Below are 20,136 nucleotides of genomic sequence, written 5' to 3'. Positions count from 1 at the left end.
GAAGGTGCTGGGTTCGATGATAAACAATAAAAAAGTATTAGCCGTAGTTCCCGCCCGCGGAGGTTCGAAAGGAGTTTCGCGCAAAAACCTTAGACCCTTATTAGGTAAACCACTAATACAATGGACAATTGATGAAGCCAAGTTATCAAGATATCTAGATCAAATTATTGTTTCTACAGATGACATGGAAATAGCTAATGTTGCCAAAACGCTTGGAGTCAATGTTCCATTCTTACGTCCAGTAGAACTTGCTCAAGATGACACTCCTGGTATCGAGGTAATGCTACATGCTATTCGGATGGTACCTGGGTATGAAATTGTAATAACTCTTCAGCCCACTTCTCCTCTTCGTACAAATAGAGATATAGACTCGGCTCTAGAGTTTTTTATTAATCAAAATGTTAATGCCTGTGTTTCTGTTACTGAGCCGGAAAAATCACCTTATTGGATGTACTATGTAGACGAAAAAGATAAACAACTTAAACCTATCATTTCAAACGAACGGGTAATTTCTAATAGACAACAGTTGCCGCCTACTTACGTTTTAAACGGCGCAATATATATTGCTAATACAGACTGGCTTGTTCAATCCAAATCATACATTACCAGCGAAACTATCGGATATATTATGGACAAAGATCGTTCCTACGATATCGATACAATTTTAGATTTTAAATTAGTTGAGTATATTCTTGAACAAACTAATTAGATAATTTTACTAGTACATATACATAAAAAGGTAATGGTGAAAATGGCTATTGAACATCAACTTAAAGCGGCTGGACATCCGCAACTTATAACCGAATTTCAAACATCCCCATGAAACCCCTTACAAAATTCCCGCCAAAGTCATTGACATCGTTTACAAGCGGTGTTATATTCAATCTGTGGGCCAAGGCCTGCTTTCATTTGAAGACGAAGGGAATGTGTTACATGCAAGGTAAAGTTAAATGGTTCAATGCAGAAAAAGGCTACGGTTTTATCGAAACGGCTGAAGGCGGAGACGTATTCGTACATTTCTCTGCAATTCAATCCGAAGGATTCAAAACTTTGGAAGAAGGCCAATCCGTTGAGTTCGATATCGTTGAAGGCGCTCGCGGACCACAAGCAGCTAACGTAATCAAACTCTAATCATCCCGGCAATCGCCGACCTACATAATACGGTACGATGGTTAACATAACAGATTCGGTAGCATGAACCCTGGGAGCGAACTCTTGGGGTTTATTTTTTTGCTTTTGAAAGTGCTCCTTGGAGTGTGGTATAATGGATGTACCAAAGGAGGAGTGCCATATGAAATACAGTATTCGAGGACAACACATCCAAGTGACAGAAGCTTTGAAAGAGTATGTCGACAAGAAGCTGAGCCGATTGGATAAGTATTTTGAAGTGCCCCCTACCTCTGACGCTTATGTTACGCTTAGCGTAATTCGCGATCTGCATAGCGTCGAAGTAACGATTCCTTTGCCAGGCGTGTTACTACGCGCCGAAGAGAAAAGCGACGATATGTACGCTTCGATGGATGCCGTAATTGACAAGCTCGAACGGCAAATCCGCAAACACAAAACGAAAGTGAACCGCAAGTTCAGACAAGACGGTGGTTTGAAAACGCTCTTCCGAGACGAAGGCTCCGTCGCCGTACAGTATGAAGAAGAAGAGGACAGTCTGGAAGTCGTCCGGACGAAACGATTCGCCTTTAAACCGATGGATGTGGAAGAAGCGATTTTGCAAATGAACATGATTGGACATAACTTCTTCGTATTTTCCAACATCGATACCCAAGAGGTAAATGTTGTCTACAAGCGCAACGACGGCAAATACGGATTGATTGAACAAGGTTAAATAAGAAGAAGCAAATGATACTTACAAAGCTTGGCTCCGCAGGGGCCGGGCTTTTTTCGGCTTTCGGGGACAATCGAGGCTTGCCGGCAACCGCCGCGATCTTCCGGCGGCATGATCCGACAGTCGATGGAACCAATTCAGCGTATATATGCCAAGTATATATGAAATGGCAGTGAGTTCCTGCAACGTTTCACGCATTTTCAGCGTATAATAGGATGTATCGACTGCTAGTGATAGAGGGATGTTGTTGCGACAACCCTTATAAACTGTTACAATTTATTGCAAACCATCTTTTTTTGCACGAAACATGAAAGGGGTACACCCATGCTAGGAATTGTGAAAAAGATTTTCGGCGACGCCAACGAGCGCGAAGTGAAGCGTCTAATGAAGACGGTGGACCAGATCAACGATATGGAACCGACATTTCAAGCGCTCTCGGACGAACAACTGAAAGCGAAGACGGAAGAGTTCCGGGCGCGTCTGGAAAAAGGGGAGACGCTGGACGACTTGCTTCCTGAGGCGTTTGCGGTCGTGCGCGAAGCGTCGAAACGGACGCTCGGCATGCGTCACTTTGACGTACAGTTGATCGGCGGTATGGTGCTCCATGAAGGGAAAATTGCCGAGATGAAAACCGGGGAAGGGAAGACGCTCGTCGGAACGCTTCCGGTTTATTTGAACGCATTGCTTGGCAAAGGGGTACATGTCGTCACCGTCAACGATTACCTCGCTCAGCGGGATAGCCAATTGATGGGACAAATTTACGAATTTCTCGGCATGACCGTCGGGGTAAACCTGAACGGTATGTCTCATGAAGATAAACAAGCGGCATACGCTTGCGATATTACGTACGGAACGAACAATGAATTCGGCTTCGACTATTTGCGCGACAACATGGTATTGTACTTGGAACAAATGGTGCAGCGGCCGTTATATTTCGCCATTATCGACGAGGTCGACTCCATTCTCGTCGACGAAGCGCGGACGCCGCTCATCATTTCCGGTCAAGCCGCCAAATCGACCGAGTTGTATTTTGCGGCCGATCGTTTCGTCAGCCGATTGCAGCCGGAAGAAGATTATACGGTTGATATCAAAGTGAAATCCGTCGCCCTGACGGAAGCCGGCGTTGCGAAAGCGGAACGCGCCTTCGGGATCGAGAACCTGTTCGATCACGCGCATGTCACGTTGAACCATCATGTGACGCAAGCGCTCAAGGCGCATGTCATTATGAAACGCGACGTCGATTACGTCGTTCAGGACGGTGAAGTGTTGATCGTCGACGAGTTCACCGGTCGGATTATGCAAGGCCGCCGTTACAGCGACGGGCTGCATCAAGCGATCGAAGCGAAGGAAAAGCTCGATGTGCAGAACGAAAGCATGACGCTCGCGACGATTACGTTCCAGAACTACTTCCGTATGTACCGCAAGCTTGCCGGCATGACCGGTACGGCCAAAACGGAAGAAGAAGAATTCAAGAAAATTTACGGTTTGGACGTCGTGCAAATTCCGACCAACAAACCGAATATTCGCAAGGATATGGCCGATATCGTCTATAAGACGCAAATGGGCAAATTCAAGGCGGTTGTCGAAGAGATCGTCAAACGCCATCAGAACAATCAACCGGTGCTCGTCGGTACCGTTTCGATCGAGAATTCCGAGCTGATCTCGGAACTGCTGAAACGGAAAGGCGTTCCCCATAAAGTGTTGAATGCCAAATACCATGCCGAAGAAGCGGAAATCATATCGCGCGCCGGGCAAGCGGGCAGCGTCACGATCGCGACGAACATGGCCGGCCGCGGTACCGACATATTGCTGGGCGACGGCGTTTCGGAAGCAGGCGGACTGCATATTATCGGTACGGAACGGCATGAAAGCCGCCGGATCGACAATCAGCTGCGCGGCCGTTCCGGGCGTCAGGGCGACCCGGGCTCGTCCCAATTTTATCTGTCGTTGGAAGACGAATTAATGCGTCGTTTCGCATCCGACAGCATTACCGCGATGATGGACAAACTCGGCTTCGACGAAGAATCGCCGATCGAGAGCAAGCTCATTACCCGCGCGATCGAATCCGCGCAGAAACGCGTGGAAGGCAGCAACTTCGACATGCGGAAGATCGTCCTGCAATACGACGACGTGATGAACCAGCAGCGCGACATCATTTATAAACAGCGCCGCGAAGTGTTGGATTCGGACAATATCCGGCAAATCGTGCTGGATATGATCAAGCCTTGCATTGAACGCGTCGTCGAGGCGCATTGTACGGACGACATCCCGGAAAATTGGGAGCTGCAGGAAGTTGCCGATTATGCGAACAGCAAACTGCTCGAAGAAGGCCAGTTGACCAAAGACGAGCTTTGGGGCAAGGAAAAAGAAGAAATTATCGAGCATATATATAATCTCGTATTGCAGCGCTACGACGAACGCGAACAAACGATGGGTCCGGAAATGATGCGCGAATTCGAGAAAGTCATCGTCCTGCGCGCCGTCGACAGCAAATGGATGGATCATATCGACGCAATGGATCATTTGCGCCAAGGCATCCATTTGCGCGCCTATGGCGGAACCGATCCGCTGCGCGAATATCAATTCGAAGGGTTCGAGATGTTCCATGAGATGATCAGCCGTATACAGGAAGAAGTCTCGACCTATATTATGAAAGCGCAAGTGGAACGCAATCAGGAACGCCAAGCCGTTGTGGAGGAAAGCAAAATGTCCACGAACAGCAGCAGCGAGCCGGCGGAGAAAAAACCGGTCACGCGCGGCGAGACGATCGGCCGCAACGACCCTTGCCCATGCGGCAGCGGCAAAAAATACAAAATGTGCCATGGTAAAGCGTAACAAAACGGAAGTTGCCGCGGGCATAGCGCATGCATAAGATGGACTAGCGGGCAATCGCAATGTACGATGCGGTTGCCGCATACAGTGTGATGAGGTGAACAGCCATGATCGATCCGAGCGTCAAACATGATTTGCGCGAAGTGGCAAAGAGATTAACCGACCTTAGGGGGTCTCTTTGACTTAGATGTTAAGCAGGAAATGATAGCGAACTATGAGGAGAAGATGGCGGCGCCCGATTTTTGGGACGACAACGAGCGGGCGCAGAGCCTTATCGCCGAACTGAACGGCGTCAAGGCCGTCGTCGACCAATACGAAGCGTTGCGTCAAGAATACGAGGATGTGCAATTAATGCTGGAATTGGCTGAGGAAGAGAAGGACGAGGCGCTGGCGGACGAAATCGCCGGCAATATCGAACAACTCTCGGACAAAATGAGCAACTTCCAATTGCAGCTATTGCTTAGCCAGCCGTACGACAAATTCAACGCCATTCTGGAGCTGCATCCGGGAGCGGGCGGCACCGAGTCGCAAGACTGGGCGCAAATGCTGCTGCGCATGTACACCCGATGGGCCGAGAAACGCGGCTTCAAAGTCGAAGTGCTCGACTATTTGCCCGGCGACGAAGCCGGCGTGAAGAGCGTAACGCTGCTGATCAAAGGCTTTAACGCTTACGGCTACCTGAAAGCGGAGAAGGGCGTGCACCGGTTGGTGCGCATTTCTCCGTTCGATGCCTCGGGGCGGCGGCATACGTCGTTCGTATCTTGCGACGTCGTTCCGGAAATATCCGAAGATGTCGAAGTTGAAATCCGTACGGAAGATTTGAAAATCGACACCTACCGTTCCAGCGGCGCAGGCGGGCAGCATATTAATACGACCGACTCGGCGGTGCGGATTACGCATATCCCGACCGGCATCGTCGTCACTTGCCAAACCGAACGCTCGCAGATCAAAAACCGCGAGCGCGCCATGACGGTATTGCGTTCCAAGCTGTACGAGCGCAAGATCGAAGAGCAGCAGAAAGAATTGGCTGAAATTCGCGGCGAACAATCGGATATCGCTTGGGGCAGCCAAATCCGCTCATACGTGTTCCATCCATATAGCATGGTCAAGGACCATCGGACGCAAGTGGAGACGGGAAATGTAGGCGCAGTGATGGACGGCGATCTCGATTCGTTCATCGACGGATATTTACGCAGCCAGATTCGGCAAGAATAAGCACAGTACGAAATTCCTACACGACAGTGTAGGAATTTTTTGTAAGTGAGGAGAGTACATAGGTGAATACCTTAGAAAGCAAGGAAACCAAGGGAACGAGATCGAAACCGAATCGAAGAATGCCGAAACCTGTCAACCGCAAGCTGCAGATGACCATCGAATATGCCCTCGTCATGATCGGCAGTTTTATCGTGGCGATCAGCTTCAATTTATTTTTACTAGCCAATCAAATCGCTTCCGGCGGCGTATCCGGGATTTCGATTCTAGTCGAACAATTGACCGGCATCCAACCGGCATTCACCCAGTGGGGGTTCAACATCCCGCTATTCGTGATCGGCACGATATTGCTCGGCAGACGATTCGGCTTCAAAGTGCTGCTCAGCAGCATTGTCTTGCCGTTATTCGTCTACTTGACCCGGGACTGGCCTGCTCCGACAGACAATCCGTTGCTTGCGTCGATATATGGCGGGATGGGAATCGGTCTGGGTCTTGGCATCGTATACCGCGGCCGCGGTTCCACCGGAGGTCTTGATCTGGTTGCGCAAATCGTTCACCGTTTCACCGGTCTAAGCTACCCGCTGTCGGTCGCGATGCTGGACGGAATCGTCATTTTGTCCGCGGGCATTTTGTTGTCTCCGGAGAAAGCGCTGTACGCCTTAATCGGCCTGTTCGTGACGAGCAAAATGATCGACGCGGTTCAAGTAGGCTTCGGCTTTTCCAAAGTTGCCTTTATTATTTCCGCGCAGACGGAGCCGTTGACGGAAGCGATCTTGCATGAACTGGACCGCGGGCTGACGAAGTGGGACGGCCAAGGCGGCTTCACCAAAGAAGGGCGCACCGTTCTCATGGTTGTCGTCGGCCAGACGGAAGTCAGCAAATTGAAGGCGATTGTAAAAAGGGTCGACCCGACCGCTTTTGTCATCATTAGCAATACGAATGAGGTGTTGGGCGAAGGTTTTAAACTTCATGGCAGTTGAAAAAATTACATAAATTGAGCATTGTATTTTTATAAATCCAAATGTATAATGATACATATTTTAAAATACGGCTAATATTTCCACAGGGGGTCAATTGGTGTACAATGGTAAAGAAGACGGACTTATACGGAAAAGAACGTAACAAAGGACGTATTCGAAAGTAACTTTTGAAAGACCTCTTACAGAGTATGGCGATTTGGAGGGAAAACGCGACATGAACAAAACAGTAAGGGCAGCGATTGTCGGTTCGACCGGTTACGGGGGCGTCGAACTGATTCGTTTTTTAGGGGGACATCCGCAAGTGGAGATTGCGTCGGTGCTATCCTCATCCAGCAGCGGGGTTCCCATCGCGGAAGGCTATCCCCATCTATCCGAGATCGTAACGGATTTGCTGGACGGCATCGATATCCCGGCGATCCGCGAGAAGGCGGACGTTGTATTCACCGCTACGCCGCATGGCGTAAGCTCCAAGCTGGTGCCGCAGTTATTGGATGCCGGCTTGAAAGTGATCGATCTATCGGGCGATTTCCGGCTGAAGTCCGGCGATCAATACCGGCAATGGTATAAACACGAACCGGCGCAGGCGGAACTGCTGCAAAAAGCGGTATACGGCCTCAGCGAAGTGTTCGGCGACGAGGTGACGGGAGCCCGCTTCGTATCCAATCCGGGATGTTATCCGACGGCGACGCTGCTCGGCTTGATTCCGGCGCTTTCCGCAGGCTGGATCGACCCCCGTTCGATTATCGTGGACGCGAAATCGGGCGTATCCGGCGCGGGGCGGGGCGCGAGCTTAGGGACTCATTATTCGGAAATCAATGAAAATTTTAAAGCATATAAAGTGAATAAGCATCAGCATACGCCTGAAATCGAGCAGGTGCTTTCGCTGCTGAGCGGAGAACAGGTTACCGTGACGTTCACGCCCCATTTGGTGCCGATGACGCGCGGCATTATGGCGACGATGTACGCGACGTTGAACGACGCGCATACGGAGGAAGATTTGATCGAGCTGTACCGCCAATATTACGAGGGGCGCCCGTTCGTGCGCATACGCGATAAAGGCAAGTGGCCTGCCACCAAGGAAGTGTACGGCTCCAATTATTGCGATATCGGCTTCGCGGCCGACGAGCGAACGGGACGGGTGACGATCATCTCCGTGATCGATAACTTGGTCAAAGGCGCCGCGGGTCAGGCGATTCAAAATATGAATTTGATGATGGGATGGAACGAAACGTTAGGTTTGAAACTAACGCCTGTGTATCCATAGGACGGAGGAACGACGATGGGGAAAAATGCGGTAGAAGAGCTGCCTTACACGATCGTGCCGGACGGCTCGGTGACGACGCCTGCCGGTTTCCGGGCGGGAGGCTTGCATTGCGGCTTGAAGAAGACGACCCGATTCGATTTGGGGGCGATCGTATGCGAAGTGCCGGCAACGGCGGCGGCCGTCTATACGACCAATGTGTTTCAGGCGGCTCCGCTGCAGGTGACGCGCGACAGTATTTCGCAGGAAGGCAAGCTCCAGGCGGTGCTTGTGAATAGCGGCAACGCGAATGCGTGCACGGGCAAGCAAGGCGAAGAAGATGCGTATCGGATGCGTTCGACGCTCGCGCAGCGGCTCGGCATCGCGGAGCATTACGTCGCGGTCGCGTCGACCGGCGTGATCGGCGAACTGCTTAAGATGGACCGTGTGCTCAAGGGGGTAGAATCGTTGCCTGCGAAGCTAACGGATCAAAACTCCGGGGCGGATGATTTTTGCCAAGCGATACTTACGACCGATTTGGTGAAAAAAGAATGCTGCGTTCAAGTCCGCGTCGACGGCAAAATCGTGACGATTGCGGGCGCGGCGAAAGGCTCCGGCATGATTCATCCGAACATGGCGACGATGCTCGCCTTTATGACGACGGATGCCGAGATCGAACGCGAGTCGCTGCAACGGTTGTTGGGCCAAACGACCGATGTTACGTTTAATATGATTACCGTGGACGGCGATACGAGCACGAACGATATGCTCGTCGCGATGGCCAGCGGACTGGCCGGCAACAATAAGCTGCATGAGGGGCATCCCGACTGGCCGGCGTTCGCCGCGGCGTTTCGCCGGGTATGCGAGCATTTGGCGCAGGCGATTGCGCGCGACGGCGAAGGAGCGACGAAGCTGATCGAGGTGAACGTGGCCGGGGCGGCAACGGAGGAAGGCGCCCGCGCCATCGCCAAGACGGTGATCGGTTCGAGCCTGGTCAAATCGGCCGTGTTCGGCGCCGACGCCAACTGGGGGCGCATTATTGCGGCGGTCGGACGCTCCGGCGTGCCGGTCGATCCGGAGACGGTCGATATACGTATCGGCGATATCGTCATGTTGGAACAATCGCGGCCGATTCCGTTCGACGAAGAGGCGGCGCTTGAATATTTGAAGGGCCAGACGGTGGTCATTCATGTGGATCTGCACATGGGTCAAGGCGAAGCGACGGCATGGGGCTGCGATTTGACGTATGATTATGTGCGCATTAATGCGGCGTATCGAACGTAAATATACGACAGTTTTCGATGAAATCATATTGCAAGTTGGCCATATTGCGCCATAAAGGGAGACAGGAGTAAAGTTCATGGATAACAATGCGTTGAACGGACAGAAGCAACGGCGATTTGTCATGAAATGCGGAGGCAGCACGCTTGCGGCGCTGCCGGACGCTTTTTACGCCGATTTATGCGCGCTGCAAGCGGAAGGAATCATTCCGGTCATCGTGCACGGCGGCGGACCGGCCATTTCCGACACGTTGACGAAATTGGGCATCGAGACCGAGTTCGTGAACGGTTTGCGGAAGACGAACGATGCGGTATTGGATGTCGTCGAAATGGTGCTGGCCGGGAAGATTAATAAAGAAATCGTCCGCAAAATCGGCGCAAGCGGCGCCAAAGCGCTCGGCTTATCCGGCGTCGACGGCGCGTTGATTCAGGCAGAGCCGGTAGCGAACGAGGCGGAAATCGGTTTTGTCGGCGAAGTCACGCATATTAACGCCGAAGCGATCGAAGGGATCGTCGCGATGGGGTATATGCCTGTCATTGCCCCGATCGGCATCGGCAAGGACGGCAAACAGCGATACAACATTAACGCGGATACGGCGGCAGGAGCCGTCGCCTCTTATCTCGGCGTCGAGCGCATGATCGTCGTGACCGATGTGCCGGGCATTATGCGAACGGCGGCAGACGGAGGGCGAACCGTCCTCCCGAGCGTGACGGTAGCGGATATCGAAGAGATGATTGGCTCGGGTGAAATATACGGCGGCATGATTCCGAAGGTACGGGCGGCGATGCAATGCATTCATGGGGACGTGCGGGAGGTCGTAATTGTCGACGGCGCGGAACCGGGCGTGCTTCGCAGCGTGCTGCAGGGCGCGGCCATCGGCACGCGAATTGTGCGCGGGTAAGGTATAGAGGTTGTTCAAAAAGCAGCTGAAAAGTTGACTTTTTGAACACGCATTAATATGGAAAGATGACGGAAGGAGTGAATCGAATGAGCGAAAATAAGGTGCAGCAAAGCGCATTGTTTCCGACTTATGCGCGCTATCCGATTTCGCTGGTGAAAGGCCAGGGCAGTTGGCTGTGGGACGATCAAGGCAACAAGTATCTCGATTTTATGAGCGGATTGGCGGTCGCGAACCTGGGTCACGTACCGCAAACTGTGAAGGAGAAACTGGTCGCCCAGCTCGACGAATTATGGCATGTTTCGAATTTGTTTCAAATCCCGAATCAGGAAAAGGCGGCCGGTCTGCTCACCGCCAACAGCTGTGCGGATGCGGTATTCTTCTGCAACAGCGGCGCGGAAGCGAACGAAGCGGCGATCAAATTGGCGCGGCGTTACAACAACAAAGTGCTTGGAAGCGACCGGTACGAAGTCATTACCTTTATCCAATCGTTCCACGGGCGCACGCTTGCGACGTTAACGGCAACAGGGCAAGAGAAGGTGAAGGATGGGTTCTCTCCGTTGCCGACAGGCTTCAAACATGTTCCTATGCATGATGTTGAGGCGTTGACCGCCGCGATCGGCGGCAAAACATGCGCGATCATGCTCGAATTGGTGCAGGCCGAGGGCGGCATCCATCCGGTCGATCCGGCGTTCGTGCAAGAGATCGTTCGCCTGTGCAAGCAGCATAACTTGCTGCTCATCATTGACGAAATTCAAACCGGCATGGGCCGGACCGGCAAACTGTTCGCCTATGAGCATTACGGCATCGAGCCGGATATTTTTACGTTGGCGAAAGGGCTGGGAAGCGGCTTCCCGGTAGGAGCGATGCTTGCCAAAGCGCCTTTGCGCGAAGCGTTCACTCCTGGCAGCCATGCGACCACATTCGGCGGCACGCCGATTGCGATGGCGGCGGTCATTGCGACGATCGAGACGATCGTCGGCGAAGGAATTCCCGCACGCGCCGCCGAGATGGGCGACTACTTGATGCGGCAGTTGCAAGAGCGGCTTGCGGGCAATCCGTATGTGCGCGACATTCGCGGCAAAGGGCTGATGATCGGCATCGAATGCGTCGAACCGATCGCCGGGGTGCTGGCCGAAGCGCAGAAGGCCGGGCTGCTGTTCGTGCCGGCCGGACCGAACGTCATTCGACTGCTGCCGAATTTGCTTGTAACCAAAGAAGAAATCGATCAGGCTGTTTCCATGATTCACTCGCTGCTGGCGAACAGAACAGCCGTTCATCCATAGAACAGGAGGGAATGCCCATGAATCCCACGGTGCAAGAAGAGATGGGGATTAACTTGAAAGGGCGGGATTTTCTCGCATTAGGCGATTACTCCCCCGAAGAAATTCAATATTTGATCGATCTGGCGATCGACTTGAAACGGAAACAGAAGAACGGTGAAATCTATCACCCGCTCAAAGGCAAATCGCTCGGCATGATCTTCGAGAAATCGTCCACGCGGACGCGCGTCTCCTTTGAGGTCGGCATGTATCAACTAGGGGGGCAGGCGCTATTTTTAAGCAAGAACGATTTGCAGCTTGGACGGGGCGAGACGATTTGGGATACGGCGCAAACGATGTCGCGCTATCTCGACGGCATTATGATTCGCACGTTCGCGCACCGCAATGTTATCGACTTGGCGCGGGCGGCGACGATTCCCGTTATTAACGGGCTGACCGACTTGAATCATCCTTGCCAGGCGTTGGCCGATTACCAAACGATCTATGAACATAAAGGAAAATTGCGCGGCTTGAAGCTTGCCTACATCGGCGACGGCAACAATATGGCGCATTCGCTCATTATGGGCGGCCTGAAACTGGGCGTGAACGTGGCGGTCGCGACGCCGGAAGGATATGACCCGGATGCCGGCATTGTGGCGCAAGCCAAAGAAATCGGCGCGAAAACAGGCGCAAACCTGCTCCTGACCCGCGACCCGAGAGAAGCGATCGAGAGCGCGGACGTGGTATATACGGATGTGTGGGCGAGCATGGGCTTTGAGGCGGAGCAAAAAGAACGCGAGGCGGCTTTTGCGGGTTATCAAGTGAACGAAGAACTGACGCAATACGCGAAGGAAGATTACGTATTCATGCACTGCTTGCCGGCGCATCGCGGGGAAGAAGTGAGCGAAGGCGTGATCGACGGGCCGCATTCGATTATTTTCGACGAGGCCGAGAATCGGCTGCATGCGCAAAAAGCGGTTATGGCCGCATTGATGTAGATAGCAGGGCTCGCAAACGAAGGGAGAGAAGGAAACGTGGCAAAGGAAAAAATCGTATTGGCCTACTCGGGCGGCTTGGATACGTCCGTCATTCTGAAATGGTTGAAAGAAACGTACGATGCGGAAATTATCGCCTTTACGGCGGACATCGGACAGAAAGAAGAGCTGGACGGTCTGGAGGAAAAAGCGCTGGCAACCGGCGCTTCGAAAGTATATATCGACGACCTGCGGGCGGAGTTTGCGAAAGATTTCATTTACCCGATGTTTCAAGCGGGAGCGCTGTATGAAGGGCAATATTTGCTCGGAACGAGCATTGCGCGGCCGCTGATCGCCAAGAGGATGGTGGATATCGCGCGCGCGGAAGGCGCGACGGCGATCGCACACGGAGCGACGGGCAAAGGAAACGATCAGGTGCGTTTCGAATTGACGGCTGCGGCTCTTGCGCCTGAGATTAAAGTGATTGCGCCTTGGCGTTCGGAGGAATTCCGGAACCAATTCCCGGGACGGGCGGAGATGATTGCTTACGCCGAGAAGCATGGCATTCCGGTACAGGCTTCGGCGGCGAAGCCGTACTCGATGGACCGCAACCTGCTGCATATCAGCTTTGAGAGCGGCATGCTGGAGGATCCGTGGTTCGATGCCAGTGCGGAATCAAACAAAGATATGTATGTGCTGAGCGTTTCGCCGGAAGACGCGCCGGATCAGGCCGAATACGTCGAGCTCGAATTCGAGCGCGGCGATTGCGTAGCCGTGAACGGGGAGCGGATGACGCCGCTGCAAGTGATGGAGAAGTTGAACGAACTTGGCGGCAAACACGGAATCGGACGCGTCGATATGGTGGAGAACCGCTTCGTCGGCATGAAGAGCCGCGGCGTATACGAGACGCCGGGCGGTACGATTTTGTTTACGGCCCATCGCAAAATGGAGTCGCTCACGATGGACCGGGAAGTGATGCATTTGCGCGATTCTTTGCTCTCGCGTTACAGCACGCTCGTATATAACGGCTTCTGGTTCGCGCCGGAACGGCTGGCGCTGCAAGCGCTCGTGACGGAGAGCCAGAAAAATGTGACAGGTACGGTCCGTATCAAGCTGTATAAAGGGAACGTGATCGGCGCCGGCGTGAAAAGCCCGGTCAGCCTGTATAACCCGGATATTGCGACGATGGAGGCCGATCCGACGCAAGCATACGATCAAGCGGACGCAACCGGATTCATCCATTTGAATGCATTGCGCTTGAAAGTGGGCACCGGCGTCGCGCAAAGGGGACAACACGAATGAGCAAACTGTGGGGCGGACGTTTTACGAAACAAACCGATCAATTGGTAGAAGAATACACAGCGTCGATCTTATTCGATAAAGAGCTCGCGGAGGAAGATATCCAAGGCAGCTTGGCTCATGTGACCATGCTGGGCAAATGCGGCATACTGCCGGAGGATGACGTCGACAAAATTAAGGAAGGCCTCCATAAAGTGCTCGGCATGATCCAGCGCGGCGAAATCGAGTTTTCCGTCTCGGACGAAGATATTCATATGAATATCGAGAAAACGTTGATCGAAGAGATCGGCCCGGTCGGCGGGAAGCTGCATACCGGACGCAGCCGCAACGACCAGGTCGCGACGGATATGCACCTTTATTTGCGCAAGCGCGTCGTCGAATTCGTCGGATTGCTCGTGAAGCTGCAGCAGGCGCTTTTGTCCCAGGCGAAGGCGAACCTCGACACGATCGTGCCGGGATACACCCATTTGCAGCGGGCGCAGCCGATTCTGTTCGCCCATCATATGATGGCGTACGTGTCGATGTTCGAGCGCGATATCGAGCGGTTGCAGGACAGCTACAAACGCATTAACGCGCTGCCGCTTGGTGCGGGGGCACTGGCGGGAACGACGTTCCCGATCGACCGCCATTTCGTGGCGAAGGAACTGAAATTCGACCGCGTATACGAGAACAGCCTGGATGCGGTAAGCGACCGCGACTTTATCGTTGAGTTCCTGTCGAACGCGTCGCTTATTATGATGCATCTGTCGCGCTTTTGCGAGGAATTGGTGCTCTGGTCCAGCACCGAGTTCCAATTTGTGGAGCTGGACGACGCATTCTGCACCGGCAGCAGCATTATGCCGCAGAAGAAAAATCCGGACGTCGCCGAACTCGTTCGCGGCAAAACCGGCCGCGTATACGGCAACCTGTTCGGATTGCTGACCGTGCTCAAGTCGTTGCCGCTTGCTTACAATAAGGACATGCAGGAAGACAAGGAGGGCATGTTCGACACGGTGCGCACGTTGGACGGCGCTTTGCGCCTGTTCGCGCCGATGGTCGAAACGATGAAGGTGAATCGCGACCGGATGCGCAAAGCGGTGAACGAAGACTTCTCCAACGCGACCGATATCGCCGACTTCCTCGTAGGCAAAGGCTTGCCTTTCCGCCAAGCGCATGAAGTGATCGGCAAGACGGTACTGTATTGCATCCAGCAGAAGAAATATTTGCTCGACTTGACGTTGGACGAGTTCAAGCAGTTCTCTTCCTTGTTCGACGAGCGGATCTACGACGTGCTGCAGCCGCAGCAAGTGGTGGACGCCCGCAACGTGTACGGCGGCACCGCCACGCGGCAAGTTGCGGAAGCGATCGCCCGCGCCGAGCGCGCAGTGGCGGAAGCATCCGCTTGGCATGCGGAATACGAAGCGAAATGCAAATAAACATAGCCGGGGGCTGCACCTATTGTCCGAGAAGGACGCGGGGTGCCAGCCCCTGTTTTGTTCTAGGGAAGGACGTCGGGGTGCCAGCCCCTGTTTTTGTTGTAGAGAAGGACGTTGGGGTGCCGAATCCTGTTTTGTTGTTCGAGTAGGATGTTTGGGTGGCGGTCCAGCTTTATTGGCCGGGAAGGATGTTGCAGTGGCAGATATAAAGCAATTCGGTTTTCGGCTGCATTGAAGCGTTTTTTGAATTAGTGGTAAATACTGGCGTTCATTTATTCCCCTAGCGCGATGGATGAGAATTAGCGGTATTATGTGGAGCTATTTTGGAGCGGATGGGCCGAAATGGCTGATCAGGCTTAGATTAACGGTAGGTTTTACCGATAATGAGCGCATATTGCCATAAAGCAAAAAATTAGCTCCAGAAATTGGAGCTATTCCGAAGGAGCGATGGCTATGTCACGCCCCGATTCCCATGCTCCTTCAACCAGCCAACGAATTCGACCGCCGGTACGATCGTCTCCAGCGATTTTCTTATGTAACTGCGAAAATCCATTTACATTTAACGATTTCAGCGTTTTTCGATCCTGTAACTGCAGAAATCCAGTTATTTTCGCTCAAATGACCCCCAAATCGAAAAATCGGTTCGAATAACTGTATTTTTGCATCTGCTACCCTCCAAATGTGATATTCCTTGCCAAATTACTGGATTTTCGCAGTTACTCTTTACGTGTGGCCGATGCAGTAAATGCTCCCAAGCAACCACCATGCACTCTAGCCACAATAGCAGTAACTTGTATCAACACGCGGTACAGTTGCAATGCAAGTAACTTGATATCACCGTGAAGACTAGTTACAATCCATGCGCTACATACCACCCACGAACCTAATTGCATTCATACGCTGAAATATTACCTTTTCTAACCGACGCACAGCGACGCTCTCCCAAACATTGCGATTCGCGCCGACTTGCTTTAAGATGGTGTACATAGAATTGACGAGCAGGCAGGGAAGCAAATCATCAAGCTGGCCTGCATACCGCGTATGGGGGCGACCGGCTGACGCGGTGCAGAACATTACTGTGTGTTGGGGGCTTCCGCGCAGTGCGTAGTGAGCATCGCGCTGACCGTTACGCACAGGAGAAAACGCACAGGCGGGATGCGCATGCCCGGCCAGCAGGCGGCAAATCGGGTGCGAACGCAAAGCGTCCGCCACATAGGCGATGCAGTAGCAGCGCAATCGCAGCGGAGTGACGCGAGCGCAATGCCCCCCGGCCAGCAGGCGGCAAATCGGCGAACGCAAAGCGTCGCCAATAGGCAACGCGGCAGCAGCGCCCCCGCAGGGGAGCGTCACAAACGCGCACGCGCCGCCGCCCCCCCTGCAAGCCGCAGACGCTTGCCGCCACGGTGCCGCGAGCAAAACAATCCAACGCAAAGGGTAATGCATCATGATGCGCCTCAAACATAAATTTCTGAATTTAAGTTTAAAAAATAAATTAATCATCGCCTTTTCCTGCCTCATTATCGTACCGCTCTTCACGATTGCGGGAGTTTTGTCGTGGCTGTATTTGGAGTCAAACCGCAATATGATTCTGGACGTGGTGGTGGAGAATAACAATCAGATCGTGAAAAACATCGATACCTCGCTCAACCCGCTGCTGCGCCTGTCGATGTCCCCGGTTCAGAACAGGGATATCTTCCGGATTATGGGCAAAGACTACGACGAATCGGCCTACCCGCTGCTCGAACGGGAGCAGGACTTCGACAAGGTGAACGGATTGATTCGGAACAATATGCATCTGTACACCGATTTGATCGATTCGGTCATCGTCTACCAGAGCAAGAACGGCATTATTATCGGGAGAAGCAATATCGAATATATGGACCATCGTTATTTCGAGCGGGAATTCCGCGATGAACCGTTCGTTCGGCAAATTTTGGACAAGCAAGGGCTGTACGTGCCGATCGGGATTCATCCGGAGAAGCTGATGTCCTACGACCACGCGCCCGTCGTGTCGATCGGGCGGGCGATCATGGATCCTTACACGAAAGAAAGCTTAGGGCTCATCATGCTGAACATCAGCGTCGAAAAGTTGAAAACGTTATGGAGCGACATTCATTTTACGGAAAATACCAGGTTTTACTTGATCGACGAACAACACAATATTATCTACAGCCAACATCCGGAAGAGATCGGCCAAGCGGCCGACAGCGCGATCGGCGAAGACTTCGCTTCCGTCATCGGGGAAGGCCGGACGACCGGCGAACATCAGGACATGTATTTCGTCAGCTCGATCTCGGACGTATCGAATTGGCGAGCGATTACGATCATTCCGAAGACGGAAATGTTCAGCTACATCTACCTGACTTTGAAAATAACGACGATTAGCCTCATCGTTCTGCTCGCGCTATCGATCCTGATCGCGATTTTCATCGCAACAAGCATAACGAGGCCGCTCGCCGTGCTCGAACGGAAAATGAAGCTCGTCTCGCAAGGGAATCTCGATGTCAGCATGGATATCCGCTACGGGGAAGCGGGGAAAATCAGCAAAACCGTCGATCATATGCTGCGCGATATCCGCGGCCTGATTCGCCGCATCTATGAGGAGGAAAAGGAGAAGCGGCATTTGGAAATGCTTGCGCTGCAATCCCAGATCAAGCCGCATTTTATATACAATACGCTGAATGTCATCAAGTGGATGGCCAAGCTGCAAGGGGCAAGCGGCATCGAAGAAGCGCTGTCCTCGTTCTCTTCGGTCATCAAATTTACGGTCAAGACGGAGAGCGACTACGTCACGATCCAAGAAGAGGCGGAGTTCATTCGCAGCTATACCGACATCCTATCCTTGCGATATTTGAACAAGTTCGATGTTTCCTTCGACATCGACCCGCAAGTGCGCGAATTTTACACCTTGAAGTTTCTGCTTCAACCGCTTGTCGAGAATGCCGTGTTCCACGGATTCGACGGCATCGATTACAAAGGCAAATTAACAATTTCCATCGCTCGGGAAGCGAATTATGTCATCATGATCGTGGCCGACAACGGAAAAGGGGTGCGGGACGACGAACGGGAGCAGTTCGAATCGCGAGCGGAAGCGGACAAAATCAATCCGATCGGCATGAAAAATATACGAAAGCGGCTGGAACTGAACTACGGCCAAGATTACGGCTTGACGATCGCAAGCCGCGAGCCGTGCGGAACGGTCGCAACGATCAAAATTCCAGTCCTAACATCCATTCCAAATGAGTCTGCGGGTGAGAGATATGAAACTGATCATCGTCGATGACGAACCGTTGGTTCGTATCGGGATTAAGTCGGCCTTCGATTGGGAAGCGAGCGGCATGCAAATTGTGGGGGAGGCGTCCGACGGCGTCGAGGCGTTGAAGCTGATCGAAGAGCGGAAGCCCGATGCCGTGCTCCTCGATATTAAAATGCCGAGAAAAGACGGCCTCCAAGTGCTGGAGGAGCTCAATGCGAAAAATATCCGCACCAGCGTCATTATTTTGAGCAGCTTTGACGATTTGACGTTTGTTAAAAAGGCGATGAAATTGGGAGCCGTCGATTATTTTCATAAACCGGCCATGAACGCGGAGGAAATCGCCAACGTTTTAACGAAACTGAAGAACGAGCTTGAAGCCGGGCGGTCGCCGCAAGGCGAACAAGCGGAACAGGGCGATGCGATGCGGCAACAGCATACGGGAACCTTTCCGCACAATAGGCTGCTGGTCCATATGGGAGCGATCGGCCAGACGAAGTTGAAGGAAGGCAATATGTATGCCGTTCAATTCACCGTGAAAAATTACGCGCAAGTCATAAAACGGTACACGAAAGACAGCGAGTCGCTTCTCTCCAGCACGATTGCGAACCTATTGTCGGAGCTGCTGGCTCATGAGAAAGAAGCAGAGTTTTTGCAAGTGCAGGAAAACCTGTTCTACGTCTTCGTTAGCGTCAGCGAATCGAAGAGCGTGCAGGCGGCGTTTTCGCGCGTCAATGAAATCGTTCAGGTCATCTCCGCTTCGCTCAAGCGGTTCGTCAACGTCGAAGCCGTATTCGGCGTTAGCGAAGCGTTTCATTCTTTCCAGGAAGTAAGGCAGGCTTGCCAACAAGCCGAGCAGGCGCTAAGCGAGCGGTTTTACCGTCCCGACGATCCCGTGCTCTATTACCGGCATAGGCCGATCGACGATGAGGAAGCGTTGGAGCAAGTCAACCTCTATATCGCCGGCATGAAGAATGGGCTGATAGAGGAGCGGTACGACGAGTTTGCGCGTCAACTGGCGGAGTGGGAACAATATGTACAGGAAACCCAATGCCTCAATGAACGGGACGTCAAAAAAATATACGAAGGCTTGCTGTTTATGCTGGAGGAGAGCGGCGACTATTTGGAATACCGCGGCAAAATCGAAGAAATCGAAGATTTCGAACAATTGTCCAACATGTGCCATGCGATCATCGACGAAAAAGTAAGGCTGCGAGCGCTCGGAAGCAATAAAGAATATAGCCCGGTTGTGCGCCATATTTTGCAATATATTGAGACCCATTATGACGACGACATCTCTTTGAAACAGCTGGGAGAAAAGTTTCATGTGAGCGGCAACTATATCAGCAGACTATTTAAGCAAGAAGTGGAGAAGGGGCTGTTCGACTATTTGAATGAAGTGCGGATTGAGCGCGCCAAAGAACTGTTGAAAGATTACCGGCATAAAATTTACGAAGTCGCGGAGATGGTCGGTTTCCATAGCCAGGTTCATTTCGCGATCGTGTTCAATAAATACGTAGGAATGTCCCCGAAAGAATACCGCAAAACAGTGTAATTTTATTAAAAGAAAGTCAAAATTGTTAAACAAAACGGGCGCCGCCGGCGAACAGAATAGAGCAAAGTCAATTTTATTAAATTAATCACTCGTTG

The 20,136-nt window shown here is 52.4% G+C and carries 15 protein-coding genes; all 15 read left to right on the top strand.

Annotated features, from left to right (window positions below; all coding sequences use genetic code 11):
• Positions 1–16 precede the first annotated feature (16 nt).
• Positions 17–709, top strand: coding sequence for an acylneuraminate cytidylyltransferase family protein (locus LQ229_RS02265; RefSeq protein WP_230190841.1), 693 nt, complete (start codon positions 17–19; stop codon positions 707–709).
• 224 nt (positions 710–933) lie between these two features.
• The gene (locus tag LQ229_RS02260) at positions 934–1,131 is read left to right on the top strand and encodes a cold shock domain-containing protein (protein WP_216536754.1); all 198 of its coding nucleotides are present in this window, start codon (positions 934–936) and stop codon (positions 1,129–1,131) included.
• 160 nt (positions 1,132–1,291) lie between these two features.
• Positions 1,292–1,840 (top strand): ribosome-associated translation inhibitor RaiA, encoded by a 549-nt coding sequence (raiA, locus tag LQ229_RS02255; protein ID WP_230190840.1) that lies wholly within the window; start codon positions 1,292–1,294, stop codon positions 1,838–1,840.
• Positions 1,841–2,164: 324 nt separating this feature from the next.
• Positions 2,165–4,675: a preprotein translocase subunit SecA gene (secA, locus tag LQ229_RS02250; RefSeq protein ID WP_230190839.1), complete on the top strand. Its 2,511-nt coding sequence runs from the start codon at positions 2,165–2,167 to the stop codon at positions 4,673–4,675.
• A 104-nt stretch (positions 4,676–4,779) separates the two neighbouring features.
• Positions 4,780–5,887, top strand: a protein-coding gene (prfB, locus tag LQ229_RS02245) for a peptide chain release factor 2 (RefSeq protein WP_230190838.1) whose coding sequence is annotated in 2 segments (ribosomal slippage) — positions 4,780–4,851 and positions 4,853–5,887 — 1,107 coding nt in all. Because the reading frame shifts where the segments join, the coding sequence is not laid out codon by codon here.
• A gap of 119 nt (positions 5,888–6,006) precedes the next feature.
• Positions 6,007–6,864, top strand: coding sequence for a YitT family protein (locus LQ229_RS02240; RefSeq protein ID WP_230190972.1), 858 nt, complete (start codon positions 6,007–6,009; stop codon positions 6,862–6,864).
• Between the two features lie 214 nt (positions 6,865–7,078).
• Complete coding sequence (gene argC, locus LQ229_RS02235) at positions 7,079–8,128, top strand: N-acetyl-gamma-glutamyl-phosphate reductase (RefSeq protein WP_230190837.1); 1,050 nt, start codon at positions 7,079–7,081, stop codon at positions 8,126–8,128.
• Between the two features lie 15 nt (positions 8,129–8,143).
• Positions 8,144–9,388, top strand: a complete 1,245-nt coding sequence (argJ, locus tag LQ229_RS02230) for a bifunctional glutamate N-acetyltransferase/amino-acid acetyltransferase ArgJ (RefSeq protein WP_230190836.1) — start codon at positions 8,144–8,146, stop codon at positions 9,386–9,388.
• Between the two features lie 76 nt (positions 9,389–9,464).
• A complete protein-coding gene (gene argB, locus LQ229_RS02225; protein WP_216536761.1) occupies positions 9,465–10,286 on the top strand; it encodes an acetylglutamate kinase in 822 nt (273 codons plus the stop codon).
• A gap of 86 nt (positions 10,287–10,372) precedes the next feature.
• Positions 10,373–11,569, top strand: a complete 1,197-nt coding sequence (locus LQ229_RS02220; RefSeq protein ID WP_216536762.1) for an acetylornithine transaminase — start codon at positions 10,373–10,375, stop codon at positions 11,567–11,569.
• Between the two features lie 17 nt (positions 11,570–11,586).
• Complete coding sequence (gene argF / locus LQ229_RS02215; RefSeq protein WP_216536763.1) at positions 11,587–12,543, top strand: ornithine carbamoyltransferase; 957 nt, start codon at positions 11,587–11,589, stop codon at positions 12,541–12,543.
• A gap of 36 nt (positions 12,544–12,579) precedes the next feature.
• The gene (locus LQ229_RS02210) at positions 12,580–13,821 is read left to right on the top strand and encodes an argininosuccinate synthase (RefSeq protein ID WP_216536764.1); all 1,242 of its coding nucleotides are present in this window, start codon (positions 12,580–12,582) and stop codon (positions 13,819–13,821) included.
• Positions 13,818–15,233, top strand: coding sequence for an argininosuccinate lyase (argH, locus tag LQ229_RS02205; RefSeq protein WP_216536765.1), 1,416 nt, complete (start codon positions 13,818–13,820; stop codon positions 15,231–15,233). Before LQ229_RS02210 ends, argH begins: the two co-directional genes overlap by 4 nt.
• Positions 15,234–16,677: 1,444 nt before the next feature.
• On the top strand, positions 16,678–18,516 hold the full coding sequence (locus tag LQ229_RS02200) for a sensor histidine kinase (protein WP_230190835.1): 1,839 nt from the start codon (positions 16,678–16,680) through the stop codon (positions 18,514–18,516).
• Entirely contained in the window at positions 18,494–20,041 is a 1,548-nt protein-coding gene (locus tag LQ229_RS02195; RefSeq protein WP_216536811.1) for a response regulator, read from the top strand. Before LQ229_RS02200 ends, LQ229_RS02195 begins: the two co-directional genes overlap by 23 nt.
• Positions 20,042–20,136: the final 95 nt, after the last annotated feature.

It is taken from the genome of Paenibacillus sp. CECT 9249 (genome assembly GCF_918697855.1).
In the GTDB taxonomy this organism is placed as follows: domain Bacteria; phylum Bacillota; class Bacilli; order Paenibacillales; family Paenibacillaceae; genus MSJ-34.
Note: the sequence above shows the minus strand (reverse complement) of the source record. Positions and strands in the feature narration are given on the sequence as shown.